Source organism: Paenibacillus amylolyticus (assembly GCF_003719335.1).
GTDB classification, from domain to species: Bacteria; Bacillota; Bacilli; order Paenibacillales; family Paenibacillaceae; genus Paenibacillus; species Paenibacillus amylolyticus_D.
The window spans coordinates 405,937-425,782 of sequence record NZ_RIAS01000005.1; the positions used below are offsets into that span (position 1 = coordinate 405,937).

The window sequence follows — 19,846 nt, forward strand, 5'->3', positions numbered from 1 at the left end:
CGTATGAAACCTAAAAAAGTGCCGCTACGCAAATGTGTGGCATGCCAAGAAATGATGCCCAAAAAACAACTGATTCGCATTGTTAAAACGCCTGAGGACGAAGTGTTAATTGATTTGACTGGTAAGAAGTCCGGACGAGGCGCATATCTGTGTGGCAAAGAGTCTTGTTTCAAGCTTGCACTCAAAAATCGTGCGCTTGATCGAGCCCTGAAGAGTAAAGTTTCACCAGAAATCTATGAACAGCTCGCTGCTGATTTCGTTGCAGTTGAGGATGAATTCATAGCTGCACAGGAGCGTGAACAGGATGAGTGATACGAAAGTGTTGTCTTACCTCGGTCTATCCATGCGCGCTGGTAAGTTGCTCACGGGTGATGAGATTGTGCACAAGGCGATCCGTTCGGGTGAAGCCAAGATGGTTATAGTTGCAGGAGACGCCTCGGCGAATACACAAAAGAAATTTCGCGACAAATGTGCTACTTACAAGGTTCCGCTTCTTATCGGATTGGATCGTGACCGTATCGGGTCAAGCATCGGTAAAGACACGCGGGTGGTTCTTGCAGTAACAGACCTTGGGTTTGCAAAAATGATCTCCAAGCAAGTCGGTATAATGTCGGAGGTGGAGTATATTGAGTAAACAGGAAAACAAGGAAAAATTGCGAGTTTATGAATATGCGAAGTCCCTTAACATGAGCAGTAAAGAAATTATAACCATTCTTAAGAAGCTGGACATTCCCGTTAACAACCATATGAGTGTGATGGAGAATGGTTCAGTCGGTAAAGTGGAACAATTTTTTAAAGATATTAAATCCACTGCCGCTTCGAAACAAGGTGGCGAAGCCAAGTCTGTTGCGACTTCGGCTGTACGCAGTGACAAACCAGTGGACAGCAACAAGCCGGGCGGCGGAGTGAACACGCCGAGTAACAGTACAACAGCCGGTAGTCCCGTACAAACAAAAATACAACAGGAAAAGCAGGTAGGTATGAACAATAGACCAAATTCCAACAATAACAATGGCACTCAAAGACCAAGCGGCCAAGACAGCCGTAACAGAACAAATTCTTCTTCCCAAGGCTCAAGCCAAGGAGGACAAACAGGAAACCGTCCAAGACCAGCTTCAAGTGGTCAAGGCAGCACAGCTTCACGTCCACAAGGTTCGGGTCAACGTCCGAACAATAGTGGCGGTCCAGGCAGATCTGCAGGACCGAACAGCGGTGGCAACTCTGGCAACAACGCTAACCGTACTGGTGGTCAGGGACAACAAGGTGGCCAGCGTAGAGGTGGTCAAGGCAATTCCGGTAATAACAGCGGCAACCGTTCCAACAGTGGTGGCGGTGGCGGACGTCGTTTCGACGATAACCGTGGTGGCGGTAACTTCCGTAATAACCGTGGTGGCAAGAACAACCGTAACAGAAATCAGCAGCAGTATGTGCAACGTGAGAAAATCGATAATACACCGAAGAAAATCATCGTTCGCGGCGATATGACGGTTGGTGAAACAGCGAAACTTCTTCACAAGGATGCTTCTGAAGTTATTAAAAAGCTGATTGGTATGGGTGTTATGGCAACCATTAACCAAGAGCTTGATATCGATACCATTCTCCTGCTTGCAGGTGAATTCGGTGTTGAAGTTGAAGTGAAGATTGTGCTTGAAGACGATCGTTTCGAAACTGTGGAAGAGAATGATGATCCAGCAGATCTTCAATCCCGTCCTCCGGTTGTAACGATCATGGGTCACGTTGACCATGGTAAAACAACATTGCTGGATGCCATTCGTTCTACGAATGTAACTGGCGGCGAAGCGGGCGGAATCACGCAACATATCGGTGCTTATCAAGTTGAGATTAACCACAAGAAAATCACGTTCCTGGATACTCCGGGTCACGAAGCATTTACAGCTATGCGTGCGCGTGGAGCACAAGTTACGGATATGACGATTATTGTAGTAGCAGCTGATGACGGTGTTATGCCACAAACGGTTGAAGCGATTAACCATGCCAAAGCAGCAGGTTTGCCAATCATCGTAGCGGTTAACAAAATTGATAAGCCGGGCGCTGATCCTGACAAAGTGAAACAGGAACTGACCAACTATGAACTCGTTCCGGAAGAGTGGGGCGGAGATACGATCTTTGTAAACGTATCTGCGAAACAAAGAATGGGTCTGGAAGGTTTGCTTGAAATGATTCTGCTCGTTGCAGAAGTAAATGAATACAAAGCAAATCCGGATAAACGTGCCCGGGGTACGGTCATTGAAGCTGAGCTCGATAAAGGCCGTGGACCAGTTGCGCGTATCCTTGTACAGCATGGTACACTGAAAGTCGGAGATGCGTTCGTAGCGGGTAACTGTTTTGGTCGTGTCCGTGCAATGGTCAATGATAAGGGCCGTCGTCTCAAAGAAGCCGGACCATCTACACCGGTAGAAATCACTGGTTTGACCGAAGTACCAGGAGCAGGAGATCCGTTCATGGTGTTTGAAGATGAGCGTAAAGCTCGCTCCATTGCTGAAAAACGTGCGATTACGCAACGTGAATCCGATCTGGGTACAAACACTCGTGTAACTTTGGATGATCTGTTCCAACACATCAAAGATGGCGAGATCAAAGATTTGAATGTGATCATTAAAGGTGACGTGCAAGGTTCGGTTGAAGCATTGAAAGGTTCCCTTGCGAAGATCGAAGTTGAAGGTGTACGCGTGAAGATCATTCATAGCGGTGCTGGTGCGATCACGGAATCCGACATCATTTTGGCTGCGGCTTCCAATGCCATCGTGATCGGTTTCAACGTTCGTCCTGAAAACCAGGCAAAAATCACTGCGGATCAAGAACAAGTAGACATTCGTCTGCACCGCGTCATCTACAGTGTTATCGAAGAGATTGAACAAGCAATGAAGGGTATGCTTGATCCAATCTACAAAGAAAAAGTGATTGGCCATGCTGAAGTACGGAATACCTTCTCCATCAGTAAAGTGGGTACCATTGCAGGTTGTATGGTTACCTCGGGCAAAATCACTCGTTCTGCGGAAGCACGCCTGATTCGTGATGGTATCGTCCTTTACGAAGGTAAGCTGGATTCCCTGAAACGCTTTAAAGATGATGCCAAAGAAGTGGCTCAAGGTTATGAGTGTGGTATTACATTGGATAAATACAACGATCTCAAGGAAGGCGACGTTATCGAAGCCTTCATTATGGAGACCGTACAACGATAAGCAAGGAAGTATGAGGTGAACATCAATGGCTAAGATTCGTACAGGTAGAGTAGGCGAGCAGATTAAAAAGGAATTAAGTTTGCTTATCCAGTCAGAACTGAAAGATCCACGCATCGGTTTTATTACGGTGACGGGAGTTGAGGTAACTGGCGACTTGTCGCAAGCCAAAGTTTATCTGAGTGTCTTCGGTGAACAGGAGCAAAAAGATAACTCGCTTAAAGCACTTGCCAAAGCAAACGGCTTTTTGCGCACGGAGCTGGGCAAACGTATCCGGTTCCGTCATGTTCCCGAGTTGATATTTAAGATTGATGAATCAATTGCATATGGCAGCCGAATTGAAAAGCTGCTTGGCGATATTGGTTCCGACAACGACAAAAACGAATCCCAGTAACAGAATAGAGGAGACGGCAATGCACACTTATGAACAGGCGCTCCAGGCAGGAAAACAATTCCTGCTGGAGCATGACGATTACCTGGTCGTGTCGCATGTACAGCCGGACGGTGACGCAGTCAGCTCGACGGTAACGATGGGCTGGCTGCTGTCATGTCTGGGAAAAACATTCACAATGATTAATGAGGGTGAAATTCCATCACGCATGCGTTTTCTGTGTCATGCGGATGCCATTGTGAACATGACCGAAAACCATCCTGAGCGTAAGTATAAAGCAATCATTTGTGTTGATTGTGCTGACTTTGCCAGAGTGGGGCTTACCCGTCAATATTTTGAAGAAGATGCCATTATTTTGAATATCGATCATCATCCTACGAATAACGGATATGGTGCAGTGAACATTATAAAATCCGATGCAGCAGCAACGGCTGAAATTTTGTTTGATTTGTTGCAGCTCTTCGACATTACATGGGATAAGGATATAGCTACGGCAGTATATACAGGTCTGCTGACAGATACGGGTGGATTCCGTTATGCGAATACAAGTCCCAATGTGATGACTGTTGCTTCCCGCTTACTGGAGCATGGCGTAGATGGGCCTTATTTGGCACAAACGCTGCTCGAAGAGGTCACTCTCCCGCAGATCCGCATCTTGAACAAGGCACTGTCATCCTTGCAAATGTCAGAAGACGGTAGAGTTGCCTGGGTTGTTATTACACCAGAAGATATGCAGGAATGTGGAGCAGCGAACGAAGATCTGGAAGGGATCGTGAACTATACCCGTAACATTCGTGGGGTAGAAGTGGGTATCTTTTTCAAAGTGATCAACGACAATGCTGTTAAAGCTTCCTTGCGCTCTGCCGGTAAAATAGATGTTGCAGCACTGGCACAAACTTTTGGTGGCGGTGGACATGTTCTCGCAGCTGGATGCCGACTTGAAGGCAAGGTCGAAGAAAGCGTGGAAAAAGTGTTGAAGCAGGTGAATACACAATGGTAAAACCGTTTGAAGGTATTCTCCCGGTATACAAACCAGCGGGATTTACTTCTCATGATGTTGTAGCCAAAATGCGTCGGATTTTGAAAATGAAGCGTATCGGTCACACGGGTACACTCGATCCACAGGTAACCGGAGTTCTTCCGTTGTGCCTTGGACGAGCGACACGGGTGGTGGAGTATTTGCAGGAACTTCCGAAGGAATATCTGGCGACACTTCGTCTGGGGCTTGCTACAGACACCGAGGATCTGACGGGTGAAGTTATTGAACGTTCGGAATCGCCTGTAGAAGTTACTCAGGAGCAAGTGCAGGAGGTACTGGAGCAGTTTCTTGGCACCATCTCACAGGTTCCGCCCATGTATTCTGCCGTAAAGGTTGATGGGAAACGATTATATGAACTTGCACGTGAAGGCAAAACGGTAGAACGCAAGAGTCGTGAAGTCACCATCTATGAGCTTGAGCTTATCGGAATGGAAACCCACGATGGAACAACGGATATATCGTTCCGCGCCTTGTGCTCAAAAGGGACGTATATTCGCACATTGTGTGTAGACATCGGTCGTGAACTTGGTTTCCCGTCCACCATGGTCAAGCTGGAACGCACCATATCTGCTGGTATATCAGCAGATCATTGTCTTCGTATCGAAGAGGTGGAACAGCATATGAACGAAGGCACGCTTGCTGAAGCATTGATTCCCGTAGATGAAGCAATCTCTTCCATTCCCGCCCATAAGGTTGGAGAGGAACAGACGAAGGGCGCTCTACAGGGCCAAAAGCTGTCAGCACGTTTACTGGAGCCACCTGTGGAGAAGCCAGGGCTACTGCGTCTGTATGCTCAGGATGGAACGTTTCTGGGGATTTTTGAACGGGATGAATTGAAACCAACCGTGAGGGCTGTTAAAGTCTTCTTACCGGAATAAAGAGGCACCGGCTTGGCGTGATGACGAGGTTCAAGCTTGGCCTATCAAGTGAAATGCAGGTGAATGATTGTGAAAACCGTAATGCTAACCTATCCGCAAACATTGCAATCGGCGGAACTGAGTACACATCCCCAAGTGTTGGCTATCGGTCAATTTGACGGGCTGCATCTCGGACATGCAAGCGTCATTCTATCCGCTGTTCGCATCGCTAGGGAATCGGATATGAAGGCAGCCGTCATGACCTTCCACCCACACCCGAAGGAAGTTATGCGCAAAGGGGATTACGAGGGTTATCTGACGCCTCTGAGAGACAAAGAAGAAATTTTGGCTGGCATGGGCGTAGATATACTCTATGTTGTCGAGTTCAATGAATCATTTTCACAGCTCTCGCCAGAGCAATTCGTTCATGAACTGTTACTTCCTCTTCAAACGCGTACAGCTGTTGTTGGATTTGATTTCCGCTTTGGGCACAAAGGTGCAGGGGATGAACAAATGCTTCGTACGCTTGGGCATGGAGAAATGACAGTAGAGACTGTTCCTCCTTTCTTGCTGGGCGGGGAGAAAGTAAGCAGCTCGCTGATCCGTGCTCTGTTGAAGCGTGGTGAGATGGATGAGGCAAGCCAGTGGCTTGGACGTCCTTATAGTGTCAGAGGTACTGTGATTCACGGAGAGAAAAGGGGACGGACGATCGGTTTTCCTACCGCCAATCTCGAACTTACCGATCACTATGTTACACCTGCCAAAGGTGTATATGCTGTACGAGTGAATGTTGGCGATCAACAATTGACAGGTGTGATGAACCTTGGTGTCAAACCTACCTTTCACGAGAATGGAATGAGACCGACGTACGAAGTACATCTGCTTGATTTTGACGGCCAAATTTATGATCAGGAACTGAAAGTGGAACTGGTGCACTACATTCGAAATGAACGAAAATTCGATTCCATTGATGCTCTGATTGCTCAAATCCGTGAAGATGCACTGACTGCAGCTCGCTTACTATCCTAAAAACTTTAATAAAATGGATGTTTACATTTACTTTGTCCGGGCAAGTATGGTATAATGTACTACGTTGTCGAGTGAGACAACATTAACCTTAGCTTGGTTACACGCTCTCACCGGCGGTGACGAGGCTAATGGCGATTATAATGAAGGAGGTGAATAGGATGGCATTGACTCAAGAACGTAAACAACAACTGATCGACGAGCACAAAACTCATGAGTCCGATACTGGATCACCTGAGGTGCAAGTTGCTATCCTTACGGAAAACATCAGAAGTTTGACAGACCACTTGCGTACGCATAAGAAAGACCACCACTCACGTCGTGGACTTTTGAAAATGGTAGGTCAACGTCGTAAGCTTTTGGCTTACGTGAAAAACAAAGATGTTAAACGTTACAGCGCACTGATCGAAAAACTCGGATTGCGTCGTTAATTATCGTACATGTTTTCAAAATCAACCTGGCTGTTATCCGCCTTTCTTTTGTCTAAAAGGACAAGCGGAGCTTACAGCCGGGTTGTTTTGTAGATGAACATGTTGCCATATATTTGTAGCTGAGGGCTCCGCAAGGAGCTTTTGTTTTGCAAGTCAGCCTGTACTCTGTCCACCATAGCTAATGAATGCTGGACAAGCAGGAAATACTGTGAATATGCAGAATCCATTGTGATAGGAACGAATTAAAGGAGGGATTTCATGGAACAGCGTGTTGAAATGCAGCTTGGTGGAAGAAAGCTTACGCTTGAAACCGGGCGTTTGGCCAAGCAGGCAAATGCTGCCGTAAAGGTAACGTACGGGGATACCGTCGTATTGTGTACCGTGACAGCATCCAGTGAGCCGAAAGATTTGGACTTTTTCCCACTAACGGTGAACTATGAGGAAAGATTGTACGCTGTTGGTAAAATTCCGGGAGGATTTATCAAGCGTGAAGGTAGACCATCCGAGAAAGCAATTCTGGCAAGTCGTCTGACAGACCGTCCGATTCGCCCATTGTTCCCGGAAGGTTTCCGTAATGATGTACAGGTTCTGAACATTGTTATGAGTGTGGATCAGGATTGTGAACCACAAATCGCAGCCATGATTGGTACTTCAGCAGCACTGAGCATTTCCGATGTACCTTTCAGTGGGCCGATTGGCGGTGTGAAGGTGGGCCGTATTGATGGAGAGTTCATCATTAACCCAACGATTGCACAGCTTGAAATCAGCGAACTTGAACTCGTGGTTGCAGGAACTAGAGATGCGATTATGATGGTTGAAGCCGAAGCGAATGAATTACCAGAAGAAGTGATGCTTGAAGCAATCATGTTCGGGCATGACGAGATCAAAAACATTGTGACTGTCATTGAACAGCTTGTACAAGTTGCTGGTAAGGAAAAAATGGAAGTGAAGCTGCATGCCGTTAATGCAGAAGTAAACAGCAGCGTTCGTGAGTTTGCAAGCGCACGTCTGGTGGAAGCAGTTAAAATTGCAGAGAAACATGCTCGTCAGGATGCCATCGATGCAGTCAATGACGAAACGGTTGCTCACTTCGAAGAAAAGTATATTGAAACACCTGAACTGCTCAAAGATGTGAAAGAAGTGCTGCACGATATCGTCAAAGAAGAAGTGCGCCGTCTGATCACTCATGATAAAGTTCGTCCAGATGGACGTGGCCTTGCCGAGATTCGTCCAATTGAGTGTGATACTTCCCTGCTTCCACGTACACACGGTTCAGGTCTGTTCACACGTGGACAAACACAAGCACTGAGCATCTGTACACTGGGTGCACTGGGTGACGTACAAATTCTGGATGGCATCAGTCTGGAAGAAACCAAACGTTTCATGCATCATTACAACTTTCCGCCGTTCAGCGTAGGTGAAGCTCGTCCGCTTCGTGCGCCAGGACGTCGTGAAATCGGACATGGTGCGCTAGGTGAGCGTGCGCTGTCCAAAGTCATTCCTTCTGAAACGGACTTCCCGTACACAATCCGCTTGGTGTCTGAGGTATTGGAATCAAACGGTTCTACATCCCAAGCAAGTATTTGCGCAAGCACACTTGCCATGATGGACGCGGGTGTACCAATCAAGGCTCCTGTAGCTGGTGTGGCGATGGGTCTGATCAAAGACGGAGAGCATGTATCTATCCTGAGTGATATTCAAGGTATGGAAGATCATCTGGGCGACATGGACTTCAAAGTAGCAGGAACACCTGAAGGCGTAACAGCGATTCAAATGGATATCAAAATTGATGGAATCGATCGTCAAATCTTGTCCGAAGCGCTGGCTCAAGCCAAAGAAGGACGTATGCACATTTTGGGTAAAATGACCGAAGTGATGAAAACACCTCGTGAGCAATTGTCCCAATATGCGCCTAAAATTACGACCATGCATATCAATCCGGATAAAATCCGTGATGTTATCGGCGCTGGTGGTAAAATTATCAACAAAATCATCGAAGAAACTGGCGTTAAAATTGATATCGAACAGGATGGACGTGTCTTTATCGCCTCTTCTAACCAGGAGATGAATGATAAGGCCAAAGCGATCATCGAAGGCATTGTACGCGAAGTATTAGTTGGCGAGATCTATGTCGGCAAAGTAAAACGTGTTGAGAAATTCGGTGCATTCGTTGAAGTGTTGCCAAACAAAGAAGGACTGGTTCACATTTCCCAACTGTCCACGGAGCGTGTAGCCAAAGTGGAAGATGTTGTTGCCATTGGTGATTCCATTACGGTAAAAGTAACCGAGATTGACCCGCAAGGTCGGATCAACTTGTCCCGTAAAGCAGTACTAACAGCAGAGGCTCCTGCGCAATCCTAGGTTGCTGACGTTCGTTGGAATAACATATGCATGATTGAATGAAGAGACAGAATGTGAATTTCTGGCTCTTTTTTTAACGTTTAGATGACAGTGCGTCTATTGATAAGATTGCAGTTTCTATTCATATTCTTGCCCTTGTCCTCATATGATGGGGACAAAGACGGCAGGAGGATGGAACTGTGAGAAACCAATCCAAAAAACTGGCGGTTGTTCTCGCGGGTGTGGCAGCGGTCATGCTAATCGGACAAGTCGACAGTGTACGTACATACATTACGGAGATCCGTGATGGTCCGGGAACTCAGAATGCCTTTGATATGTTCAAGGAAGCGACGGGAGAAGAATCATTGTTATCAGCGATCAAGGATAAGGCAGCCGAAACTCGAATTGCACCGGTGAATGCGAGAGTCGATCGGGTATGGAAAGCGATCCCGGGTTATAACGGCCTGGAGATCGACGTAGAAGCAACGTATCGCAAGGCGCTGGGTGGCATGCTGAATACCAAAATTCCATATGTCTATCGCCAAGTTGAGCCGGAAATTCAATTAAAAGATCTGGGAGCACATCCGATTTATCGAGGCAATGCGAGTAAACCTATGGTTTCTTTTATGATTAATGTGGCTTGGGGCAATGAATTCCTCGTTCCAATGCTGGACACGCTTGATGCGGAGAAGGTGAAGGCTACTTTTTTTCTGGATGGAAGTTGGCTGAGCAAAAATGCAGAACTCGCCAAGGAAATTCAGAAGCGTGGACATGAGCTTTCCAACCATGCATATTCACATCCCGACATGAGTCGTTTGAGTGCAGAGCGGGCCCGATTAGAAATTAGCAAAACCCAGGAGTTGTTGCAGCAAACGCTCGGTGTGAAAAATCGCTGGTTCGCCCCGCCATCGGGTGATTTCAATCAAAAAACGGTGGATATTGCGGCTTCCATGGGTTTGCAAACGGTTCTATGGACGGTAGATACGGTGGACTGGCGCAAACCGAGTCCAGACTCTGTCATAGCCAAAATTTCGAATAAAACCGAAGCGGGATCGTTGATTCTCATGCATCCTACAGCTTCCTCGGCAGGAGCACTAAAAGGCATGATTGATTCCATCCACGCCAAAGGTTTGTCGTTAGGAACTGTAAGTGAAACGTTGTCTTCTGAACGGGTGCAAGGCCATACGGTTGAGTGAACGCCGTTTTTTTGTTAATATCAAAAAGTTGGAACCAAATGTCGATTTCAATTTGATCATTATTGAGATCAGGGCAATTATAGAGATGTAGGAGGGCCAACCGTGAAAAAAATTCAGCTGGGCAATGGCCTCAGAGTTGTGATGGAACAAATCCCAACCTGTCGTTCCGTGTCATTTGGAATCTGGGTCAAAACAGGTTCGCGTAATGAGCGAACAGAAAATAACGGGGTATCCCATTTTATTGAACATATGCTTTTTAAGGGTACGGAACGGTTTGATGCTAAAGCGATAGCGGAGCAGTTTGATGCGATCGGCGGTAACGTGAATGCATTTACGTCCAAGGAATATACCTGCTATTATGCAAAAGTATTGGATGAACATCTGCCCATTGCGGTGGATGTGTTGTCCGACATGTTCTTCCGCTCCAAAATGGACGAAGGTGAACTCGTCAAAGAGAAAAATGTGATTTTGGAAGAAATCTCAATGTACGAGGATACGCCTGACGATATGGTTCACGATTTGATGGCGCTCGCTGCGTATGGAGAGCATCCACTGGCATATCCAATCCTGGGAACCGAAGAACGTCTTAAAGCGATGGATTCCAGTCATTTACGTGCATATATGAAGGAGCATTACACCATCGAGAATACCGTGATCAGTATTGCGGGTAACATTGACGATAGTGTGATTGATCTGATGGAGAAACATTTTGGCGCGTTTGATGTCAAAGGTGTAACCGAGGAAGTGAACGTGCCAGCTTTTCAAAGCGGTCAGCTCTTCCACAAAAAGAAAACGGAGCAGAATCACATCTGTATCTCGTTTCCGGGCTGCAAAATCGGAGACCCGTTGCAATTTGCCATGGTTGTTCTTAACAATGCGATTGGCGGCGGTATGAGCTCCAGATTGTTCCAGGAAATCCGTGAAAAGCGTGGGCTGGCTTACTCTGTCTATTCTTATCATAGTTCTCATGCGGACAGCGGACTGTTCACGATCTATGCGGGTACAGCGCCGAAACAGACCAAAGAAGTGCTCGATCTGACCAAAGAAGTGCTGCGTGATCTGGCTGTAAATGGATTATCCGAAGATGAACTGCGCAAAGGCAAGGAGCAGCTGAAAGGCAGTCTGATCCTGAGTCTGGAAAGCACAGGCAGTCGTATGAACCGATTGGGGAAAAACGAATTAATGCTTGGCAGACATCATACGCTTGACGAAATGATTGCCAAAATTGAGCAAGTCACGATGAAAGACATCGACGCCGTGCTTGATCTGATGTTTGCAGAGCCATTTGCACTCGCGATGGTAGGTGCTTCAGACAAGACGATTGCTGGACTGAGAAGGGATGATTTGGTTGCATTACGTTCAAATAAAGAAGTTACCGGGTAACGAAGATATTAAACTGCCGCAAAAGATGTCCGAGCTGGCTGCTGGCTTTGATGTTGTGGCGGCATTGGAAGAAGAGGTTGTGCTACAGCCGGGGCAACGTACCTTGATCCCGACGGGTCTTGCGATGGCGATGCCAGCTGGGCTGGAAGCTCAAATTCGTCCACGTAGCGGACTCGCGTTCAAACACGGGATTACCTGCCTGAATACACCGGGAACCATTGATGCGGACTATCGTGGTGAGGTGAAGGTGTTGCTCATTAATTTGGGTCAGGAGCCCTTTACGATTGTGCGTGGGGAACGGATTGCTCAAATCGTGTTTCAGACGGTGCCTGCCATTGAATTAACGGAAGTGGCTGAACTTTCAGAGACCGTGCGGGGTGAAGGTGGATTCGGACACACAGGTAAATAACAGTAGTGTAAGTTATTTCTTTTTACAAGTATATAGTTGAGTAAATATAAGTACATCGTGTATCCCAGCCGTCCTTTACAGGGCGGCTTTTTTATGTTGGACACGGATTTCATTTTCTGATTGTTTTCACCCCCCTGTAGGCCACTGCATACGATAAGGCATACATGTGGTGAAAGGAGTGACGTCCCGATGCTGACCGGAGTCCGGATAGTCGTTCTTGGCGGAGATGCAAGGCAGCTTGAAGTCATTCAAAAATGCGCCGAGTTGGATGCAACGGTAAGTGTAGTAGGCTTCGATCAACTGGAGCAAGTGATTCCGGGCATTGAGCACCGCGAACTTAAGGATGAAGTGTTTGCTTCTGCAGATGTATTGGTCCTGCCTGTTGTGAGCTGTGATGATCAAGGAAAAGTGAGCTCTTCGTTTAGTGGTGAACCGATTGTTCTGAAAAAGGAACATATGGCCGCCTTGCCGGAGCACTGCACCGTATTTACTGGCATGGCAAAGCCGTTTTTGCGTGAGCTTTGCGAGGAGAATGGCCTTCGGCTTGTGGAAGTGCTTGATCGTGATGATATCGCACTCTACAACTCTATTCCGACAGCGGAGGGAGCCATCGCCATTGCAATTAAAGAAACGGATTTTACGATTCACGGGTCTGAATGCATCGTACTTGGCATTGGTCGAACAGGGTTTACGCTAGCCAAAACATTGCAAGGACTTGGAGCTAATGTACGAGTGGGAATTCGGCGGAATGAGGATGTTGCCAGAGCAACAATCATGGGCTGGAAGCCTTTTATGACAACGGATTTGGCCGCTCAAACCGGGGAAGTTGACTTGCTTTTTAATACGATACCGACTATGATAATCACAGCACAAATCCTGTCCAGAATGCCTCAAAAAGCGGTTATTATTGATCTTGCATCCGCCCCTGGCGGCTGCGATTTTAGATATGCCGACAAACGTGGCATCAAGGCACTGCTCGCACCAGGCCTCCCCGGCATTGTTGCTCCAAAAACGGCTGGCGGCATTATTGCCGACGCGTTAATCCGTTTGCTTTTGGAAGAACAGAACGCACGGGAGGTTAAATCATGAACTGGCAGGGTAAAACGGTAGGTTACGCAATTACGGGGTCTCATTGTACGTTTGAAGAGGTTATGCCAGTCATTAGCCGCTTTGTATCCGAAGGCGCGAATGTCGTTCCGATTATTTCGAACTCGGTACTGACGACGGATACACGTTTCGGTACAGCGCAGAATTGGCAAAAACAATTGAAAGATATAACGGGTAATGATATCATCTCTACAATTGTTGAGGCGGAGCCTTTAGGGCCCTCTAAGCTGCTTGATGTGCTGGTCATCGCTCCATGCACGGGGAATACCACAAGCAAGCTGGCGAACGCGATGACTGATAGTCCGGTGCTTATGGCTGCAAAAGCGCAGATGCGTAATCAGCGTCCGCTTGTGCTGGCGATATCGACGAATGATGGACTTGGTTTGAATGCAGCTAATATCGCGAAATTATTAGTGGCCAAATATGTATATTTTGTACCGTTTGGTCAAGATGATCCAATGAAAAAACCAAACTCGTTAGTTGCCAAAATGGAGCTTATCCCGGAGGCTTGCTGGAGTGCACTAGAAGGAAAGCAACTGCAACCGATGATTGTGGAGCGTGCTCCACAGGCTTAAGGATGGCATTCAGGGCAATAACGGTTATGCGCTTGGAGAAATGAAGAAGGGTACGAGAGACAAAGAAAATCATGGGGGACGATAGCTGGTCCATACAGCTACCTCTAAACACGTTCCTGTTCATAAGGGCATTCCTGCTTGCATATGGTCTTCATGCAGCAAGCAGGGGAGATGTATTTGAAATACATGTCATGCATGCCGTATACATTGCTGAGATTATCGCATCGGAACGCTCCCAAGGGTTATGCATTTGTTGATTTGACCCGTGTCCAGTCTTCTTGCGTACACAAATGGAGGAATAAAGATGCGTATTATGGTACAAAAATTCGGAGGTACATCGCTCTCTACCGTGCAAGCGAGAGAGCATGTGCTCCGTCATGTTAAACGTGAGCTAGAAACGGGTTTTAACCTTGTTATTGTGGTGTCAGCTATGGGTCGCCGCGGTGAGCCTTATGCCACGGATACACTCTTGGACTGGGCTGCACAGAACGGAAATGCTTTATCTGCTCGCGAAAAAGATTTACTGCTGTGCTGTGGTGAAATTATTTCTGCAACAACGCTCAGCAGTTTGCTTGAACATGAAGGCATTCCAACTTCAGTGCTGACCGGCGCACAAGCGGGTTTTGTGACGGACGACAATTTCGGGAATGCCCGGATATTGGATGTCCGTCCTGTTCGTGTGCTGGAACAGCTTCAACTCGGTCGTGTTGTCATTGTAACTGGATTTCAGGGACAGACGGAAAAAGGTGATTTTACCACACTGGGGCGTGGAGGCAGTGATACATCTGCTACAGCTCTGGGTGCAGCACTACGAGCTGAGATGGTGGACATTTACACGGACGTTAACGGGATATTAACTGCTGATCCTCGGATTGTTGAAGATGCTCGTCCACTGACCGTCGTAAGCTATGCAGAAATCTGTAACATGGCTCATCATGGGGCGAAGGTTATTCATCCGCGTGCCGTCGAGATTGCGATGCAATCGCAGATTCCCGTTCGGGTAAGATCTACTTTTGCTGACACAGAAGGTACGCTTGTTACCCACCCGGAAGGGTTTCAGGATGTACAGACTGGCATTATTGACCGCTATGTGACCGGTATTGCTTATGTGAGCAATGTTACGCAGATTACGGTGGGTGTCCCTGGTGGGACAGATCGCCTGCAATTAAAAGTTTTCAAAACGATGGCTGAAAATTCAATTAGCGTTGATTTTATTAATGTTACCCCCTCGGGAGTTGTCTATACCGTATTTGATAGTGATTCCGAGAAGGCTATACGCGTGTTGCAGGAGATCGGTCTAAAGCCTCAAAGTTTGTCCGGCTGTGCCAAAGTATCTGTTATCGGCGGAGGAATTAACGGTGTGCCTGGTATTATGGCCCGTATTGTGGAGTCACTGACACTTGCAGACATTCAGATTTTGCAATCTGCGGATTCCAATACAACGATCTGGGTGCTTGTCAAAAAAGAAGATATGGTTCAGGCCTTGAGGGCACTTCATACCTCATTCGAACTTCACTTGTAACTCACCCATGTTAGCGGAGCCAGACTTGTTTTGAGGGAGGAATCGATTTGGACTTTGGAAGATTGATTACAGCAATGGTCACTCCGTTCAATGCACAAGGAGAGATTCATTGGGAGGAAACGGCACGTCTCATCGATTATCTGATCGTTGATCAAAAGTCGGAGACTCTCGTGATTTCTGGAACAACAGGGGAGTCGCCAACACTTAGTGATACAGAGAAAGTTCAATTATTCGAATTTGCAGTGAAACATGCGGCCGGAAGGTGCAAGATTATAGCGGGAACGGGAAGCAACAATACAGCGCATTCCATCCATCTGACAGAGGAAGCTGAACGTGTCGGGGTAGACGGAGTATTATTAGTTGTACCTTACTACAACAAGCCTAGCCAAGAAGGTATGTTTAGACATTTTGAAGCGATTGCTGCTGCAACGACGTTGCCAGTGATGCTCTACAATGTACCTGGACGTACTGTAGCAAACCTGTCTGCCGCAACCACATTGCGACTGGCACAAATCCCGAATATTGTGGCGACTAAGGAATGTGCCTCTATGGAGCAGGTGACTTTAATTGCTGCGGGCGCGCCTGATCATTTCAGAGTCTATTCAGGGGATGACGCAGCTGGCCTGCCTGCCATTGCAGTCGGTGCTCACGGGATCGTTAGCGTGGCGAGTCATGTCGTAGGCGCAGAGATGAAAAATATGATCGATGCCTTTTATGGCGGCGATCCTCTACAAGCGCGACGCATTCATCAGAAGCTCTTCCCGCTCTTCAAAGGGCTATTTGAGTGCCCAGAGCCTTTGCCTAATCCGGTAGCGGTAAAATATGCATTAACATTGCGTGGACTGGACGTAGGCTCAGTGCGTCTGCCTTTGATTCCGCCTACTACAGAGGAGCAGGATTACATTAAAAATCTGCTTCAATTGTAAATAAAAGTTGAATTCTTTAGACGTTTATTAATGATAAGCACGAACGCTTTGTTTAACGAAAGAACCGCACCTCTCAGGTAGAGGCAGCGGTTCTTTTTTTGATGAGCGATGTAAGGTTTCTTTTTTTGCAGGAAGGGAAACCTACAGGTTAACGAGAGAGTGACTTGTTTTTTCTGTTTTTAATCATGTATAATGATGTCAAGTGACTGGGTGCGGTATTTTTTTGAAATTGAAAGCGACATCGTTTCGTTGGTGTGGCTTTGCGGTGAAAAAGGAAGGAACGGCTAAGAGGGAAAATTCGGATCCAACCTGTTGGTGATGGGGTATAACTTCGAAGAACTTCTTCCAAATATCGTGAATAAAGGTGTTCTTTTGCATTCATCCCTAATTCATTGGGGTGTGATGTTTGAACTACTTTTCTTAACTTACAATAAATAATAAGGTACGACGTCCAACTACCATAGGAGGTTCAGATTCATTTGTCTAAGAAAAATAATAATAACGAGAAGCTGATGATTTTTGCATTGGGCGGCGTAGGCGAGATTGGTAAAAATATGTATGTTATCCAATACGCGAACGACATTGTAGTCGTAGACGCTGGTCTTAAATTCCCAGAAGAAGATATGCTTGGTATTGATATTGTCATCCCTGACATTTCGTACTTGACTGAGAACCGTGATAAAGTACGCGGCATCATTTTAACTCACGGACACGAGGATCACATCGGCGGTTTGCCATATGTCCTCAAACACTTGAATGTTCCTGTTTACGGAACCAGACTTACACTTGGTCTCGTAGAGAACAAACTGAAAGAAGCTAATTTGCTGGGTGAGACGAAACGTATCCTCATCAATGCAGATTCAGAGATCGAACTGGGAACAACGCTGAAAGCATCATTCTTCGCTACTAATCATAGTATTCCGGATTCCGTCGGGGTATGTGTAGAAACGCCGGAAGGTGCAGTTGTTCACACGGGGGACTTTAAATTTGATCATACGCCAGTGAATGGTCAGTATGCAGATCTTCAACGTATGGCACAGATCGGAACCAACGGCGTACTTGCGTTGCTGTCTGACAGTACCAATGCGGAGAAACCCGGATTCACTCCATCTGAGAAAAACGTAGGCATTGTTCTGGAAGATATTTTCCGCAAAGCAAGCCAGCGTGTCGTTGTCGCAACGTTTGCTTCCAACGTACATCGTATTCAACAGGTTATCAATGCAGCAGAGGTTACTGGACGTAAAGTTGCAGTGATCGGACGCAGCATGGTAAACGTGGTGGGTATTGCTTCGGATTTAGGTTATCTGGAAATTCCAGACGGAATGATCATTGAGCCAGAAGAAGTTGGCAAAATGGCTGCAGATCGTGTAGTTATTCTTTGCACAGGCAGCCAAGGTGAGCCAATGTCCGCATTGACACGTATGGCGCGTTCTACGCATCGTAAAGTGGACATCCTTCCTGGAGATACCGTTATCATTGCAGCAACACCTGTACCAGGAAACGAGAAGTATGTAGGCCGTACAATTGACGAACTGTTCCGTCTGGGAGCTAACGTACATTACAGCGGAGCTAACAGTGGCGTTCACGTATCTGGTCACGGTAGCCAGGAAGAATTGAAGCTCATGCTCAACCTGATGAAACCGAAATACTTCCTGCCTATTCACGGTGAATTCCGGATGCAACGTCGTCACGCGGTTCTCGCTGAATCTGTAGGCATCGACTCTGACAATATTTTCATCACTGATATCGGTGAAGTTGTTGAGATTCAAGGTGGAGCTGCACGTAAAGCAGGCAAAGTAACTGCAGGTAACGTGTTGATCGATGGTCTGGGCGTAGGTGATGTTGGTAACATTGTATTGCGTGATCGTAAGTTGCTGTCTCAGGATGGTATTCTGGTTGTCGTAGTAACACTCAGCAAGCAGGATGGTAAAATCGTCTCTGGTCCGGATATTATCTCCCGCGGATTCGTGTATGTACGTGAATCAGAAGGACTGCTGGATGAGGCTAATCGCATTGTAAGCAGTACTTTGCAGAAGCTGATGAGTGAAAATGTAAACGAGTGGGCTTCACTTAAAACAAATGTTAAAGATGCTTTGGGACGTTTCCTGTATGAGCAAACGCGTCGTAGACCGATGATTTTGCCAATCATTATGGAAGTTTAAAATAGGTTTAATGAAAAACATATAATCAGGCACACAGTCGCCCCTTCTTCTACGAGTAATATTGGACGGTTCCTCGTAGAGAAGGGGCTTTTTTTATTTTAAAGACTGAAAACGAATGCCGAAAAGCGATTCATGGAAATGTTTGTTCAGGGAAAGTATAAGGTTGTTGACAGATTCCCCATACTAAGGAAAAGACGACAATTATATTTTTCAGGAGAAGGAGACAGCATTTCATGAATGAGCAGATGAATGACAACAAACGAATGCCAAAATCCAATCAGTCGGAGGCCGAGGCTCCAGATATTCCGGTGCAGGAGGAGAAGCAGCTTTCTCCAGTCACAGAATCCATTCAGCAGTTCGGGCAAACACAGTCACCAGCCAGCGAATCTAATATTTTCTGTATGACCATTATCGGTCAGGTTGAGGGACATTTGATTTTACCCCCACAGAACAAAACAACCAAGTATGAGCATATTATCCCGCAGCTGGTAGCGGCAGAACAAAATCCGAAGATTGAAGGCATTTTGATCATTCTGAATACCGTAGGTGGAGATGTGGAAGCTGGCCTTGCTATTGCTGAGATGATTGCCTCTTTGAGCAAACCAACGGTGACCGTTGTCATTGGAGGAGGGCATAGTATTGGCGTACCGATTGCCGTTGCTTCCACGTACTCGCTTATTGCGGGAAGTGCCACAATGACGATTCACCCGATACGTATGAATGGACTTGTCATAGGTGTACCCCAGACGTTTGAGTACATGGAGAAGATGCAGGAGCGTGTTGTACGGTTTGTAACTTCGCATTCCAACATTTCTGAAGACATGTTCAAAGAATTAATGTTCAAGACAGGTGAGTTGAATCGGGATATTGGAACAGCGGTAGGAAGTACAGACGCGGTCAAGTACGGGTTGATGGATGCTGTTGGTGGTATTGGCCAAGCGATTGCACAATTGAACAAGCTTATGGGAGATAAAAGACAAGCGATACAAGCGGGAGGATACACACAATGACAACTATGTATACTGTGATGCCTCCCGAGCAACTATGGTCAGGCATGTGGACAGAGATTGGGGATACGAAAGAGATCCGAATGAATGGTTTGTTAATGCAAGTCAGACCGGTAAATGACACCGAAGCTGTTATTGTGCGTTTACTTGACTGCCCACTTGAAGCGTATCTGGATCCGTCCAATCTGCCGGGTTCAACTGTTCCGCTTTCGGGTAACACAAGCCCAACATAACGCGACGAATTTAGACAAATGGTGCAGAAAAAGAACATATGT

At 46.6% G+C, this 19,846-nt stretch carries 20 protein-coding genes; all 20 read left to right on the forward strand.

Features of this window, described 5'->3' with window-relative positions; all coding sequences use genetic code 11:
• Nucleotides 1–3: 3 nt before the first annotated feature.
• The 20 genes from rnpM to EC604_RS12675 all read left to right on the forward strand — a co-directional run bounded on the left by rnpM (nucleotide 4) and on the right by EC604_RS12675 (nucleotide 19,804).
• Nucleotides 4–312: an RNase P modulator RnpM gene (gene rnpM, locus EC604_RS12585; protein WP_123064486.1), complete on the forward strand. Its 309-nt coding sequence runs from the start codon at nucleotides 4–6 to the stop codon at nucleotides 310–312.
• A complete protein-coding gene (locus tag EC604_RS12590) occupies nucleotides 305–634 on the forward strand; it encodes a L7Ae/L30e/S12e/Gadd45 family ribosomal protein (RefSeq protein ID WP_123064487.1) in 330 nt (109 codons plus the stop codon). Before rnpM ends, EC604_RS12590 begins: the two co-directional genes overlap by 8 nt.
• Nucleotides 627–3,203, forward strand: a complete 2,577-nt coding sequence (gene infB / locus EC604_RS12595; RefSeq protein WP_123064488.1) for a translation initiation factor IF-2 — start codon at nucleotides 627–629, stop codon at nucleotides 3,201–3,203. The genes EC604_RS12590 and infB overlap by 8 nt, the downstream gene beginning before the upstream one ends.
• A gap of 25 nt (nucleotides 3,204–3,228) precedes the next feature.
• Nucleotides 3,229–3,594 carry a 30S ribosome-binding factor RbfA gene (rbfA, locus tag EC604_RS12600; RefSeq protein ID WP_090923831.1) on the forward strand — a complete coding sequence of 122 codons (366 nt, stop codon included), beginning with the start codon at nucleotides 3,229–3,231 and terminating at the stop codon, nucleotides 3,592–3,594.
• A gap of 19 nt (nucleotides 3,595–3,613) precedes the next feature.
• Nucleotides 3,614–4,591, forward strand: coding sequence for a DHH family phosphoesterase (locus tag EC604_RS12605; RefSeq protein ID WP_123064489.1), 978 nt, complete (start codon nucleotides 3,614–3,616; stop codon nucleotides 4,589–4,591).
• Complete coding sequence (gene truB / locus EC604_RS12610; protein ID WP_123064490.1) at nucleotides 4,585–5,508, forward strand: tRNA pseudouridine(55) synthase TruB; 924 nt, start codon at nucleotides 4,585–4,587, stop codon at nucleotides 5,506–5,508. The genes EC604_RS12605 and truB overlap by 7 nt, the downstream gene beginning before the upstream one ends.
• Before the next feature lie 69 nt (nucleotides 5,509–5,577).
• Nucleotides 5,578–6,516 (forward strand): bifunctional riboflavin kinase/FAD synthetase, encoded by a 939-nt coding sequence (locus tag EC604_RS12615; RefSeq protein WP_429350534.1) that lies wholly within the window; start codon nucleotides 5,578–5,580, stop codon nucleotides 6,514–6,516.
• 158 nt (nucleotides 6,517–6,674) lie between these two features.
• Nucleotides 6,675–6,944, forward strand: coding sequence for a 30S ribosomal protein S15 (gene rpsO, locus EC604_RS12620; RefSeq protein WP_056700672.1), 270 nt, complete (start codon nucleotides 6,675–6,677; stop codon nucleotides 6,942–6,944).
• Between the two features lie 258 nt (nucleotides 6,945–7,202).
• Entirely contained in the window at nucleotides 7,203–9,305 is a 2,103-nt protein-coding gene (pnp, locus tag EC604_RS12625; protein ID WP_123064492.1) for a polyribonucleotide nucleotidyltransferase, read from the forward strand.
• Between the two features lie 179 nt (nucleotides 9,306–9,484).
• A complete protein-coding gene (locus tag EC604_RS12630) occupies nucleotides 9,485–10,480 on the forward strand; it encodes a polysaccharide deacetylase family protein (protein WP_192895098.1) in 996 nt (331 codons plus the stop codon).
• A 102-nt stretch (nucleotides 10,481–10,582) separates the two neighbouring features.
• The gene (locus EC604_RS12635; RefSeq protein WP_123064493.1) at nucleotides 10,583–11,863 is read left to right on the forward strand and encodes a M16 family metallopeptidase; all 1,281 of its coding nucleotides are present in this window, start codon (nucleotides 10,583–10,585) and stop codon (nucleotides 11,861–11,863) included.
• Nucleotides 11,820–12,272, forward strand: coding sequence for a dUTP diphosphatase (gene dut, locus EC604_RS12640; RefSeq protein ID WP_192895099.1), 453 nt, complete (start codon nucleotides 11,820–11,822; stop codon nucleotides 12,270–12,272). Before EC604_RS12635 ends, dut begins: the two co-directional genes overlap by 44 nt.
• A gap of 189 nt (nucleotides 12,273–12,461) precedes the next feature.
• Nucleotides 12,462–13,361, forward strand: coding sequence for a dipicolinate synthase subunit DpsA (dpsA, locus tag EC604_RS12645; RefSeq protein WP_090923824.1), 900 nt, complete (start codon nucleotides 12,462–12,464; stop codon nucleotides 13,359–13,361).
• Nucleotides 13,358–13,954 carry a dipicolinate synthase subunit B gene (locus tag EC604_RS12650; protein ID WP_123064494.1) on the forward strand — a complete coding sequence of 199 codons (597 nt, stop codon included), beginning with the start codon at nucleotides 13,358–13,360 and terminating at the stop codon, nucleotides 13,952–13,954. The genes dpsA and EC604_RS12650 overlap by 4 nt, the downstream gene beginning before the upstream one ends.
• A gap of 71 nt (nucleotides 13,955–14,025) precedes the next feature.
• Nucleotides 14,026–14,211: a hypothetical protein gene (locus tag EC604_RS29905; protein ID WP_161556922.1), complete on the forward strand. Its 186-nt coding sequence runs from the start codon at nucleotides 14,026–14,028 to the stop codon at nucleotides 14,209–14,211.
• Nucleotides 14,212–14,258: 47 nt separating this feature from the next.
• Nucleotides 14,259–15,476 carry an aspartate kinase gene (gene dapG / locus EC604_RS12655; RefSeq protein WP_123064495.1) on the forward strand — a complete coding sequence of 406 codons (1,218 nt, stop codon included), beginning with the start codon at nucleotides 14,259–14,261 and terminating at the stop codon, nucleotides 15,474–15,476.
• Between the two features lie 47 nt (nucleotides 15,477–15,523).
• Nucleotides 15,524–16,402: a 4-hydroxy-tetrahydrodipicolinate synthase gene (gene dapA / locus EC604_RS12660; RefSeq protein WP_123064496.1), complete on the forward strand. Its 879-nt coding sequence runs from the start codon at nucleotides 15,524–15,526 to the stop codon at nucleotides 16,400–16,402.
• A gap of 512 nt (nucleotides 16,403–16,914) precedes the next feature.
• A complete protein-coding gene (locus EC604_RS12665; protein ID WP_429350645.1) occupies nucleotides 16,915–18,564 on the forward strand; it encodes a ribonuclease J in 1,650 nt (549 codons plus the stop codon).
• Between the two features lie 245 nt (nucleotides 18,565–18,809).
• A complete protein-coding gene (locus EC604_RS12670; protein WP_123064537.1) occupies nucleotides 18,810–19,574 on the forward strand; it encodes a ClpP family protease in 765 nt (254 codons plus the stop codon).
• Nucleotides 19,571–19,804, forward strand: coding sequence for a YlzJ-like family protein (locus EC604_RS12675; protein WP_123064498.1), 234 nt, complete (start codon nucleotides 19,571–19,573; stop codon nucleotides 19,802–19,804). The genes EC604_RS12670 and EC604_RS12675 overlap by 4 nt, the downstream gene beginning before the upstream one ends.
• Nucleotides 19,805–19,846: the final 42 nt, after the last annotated feature.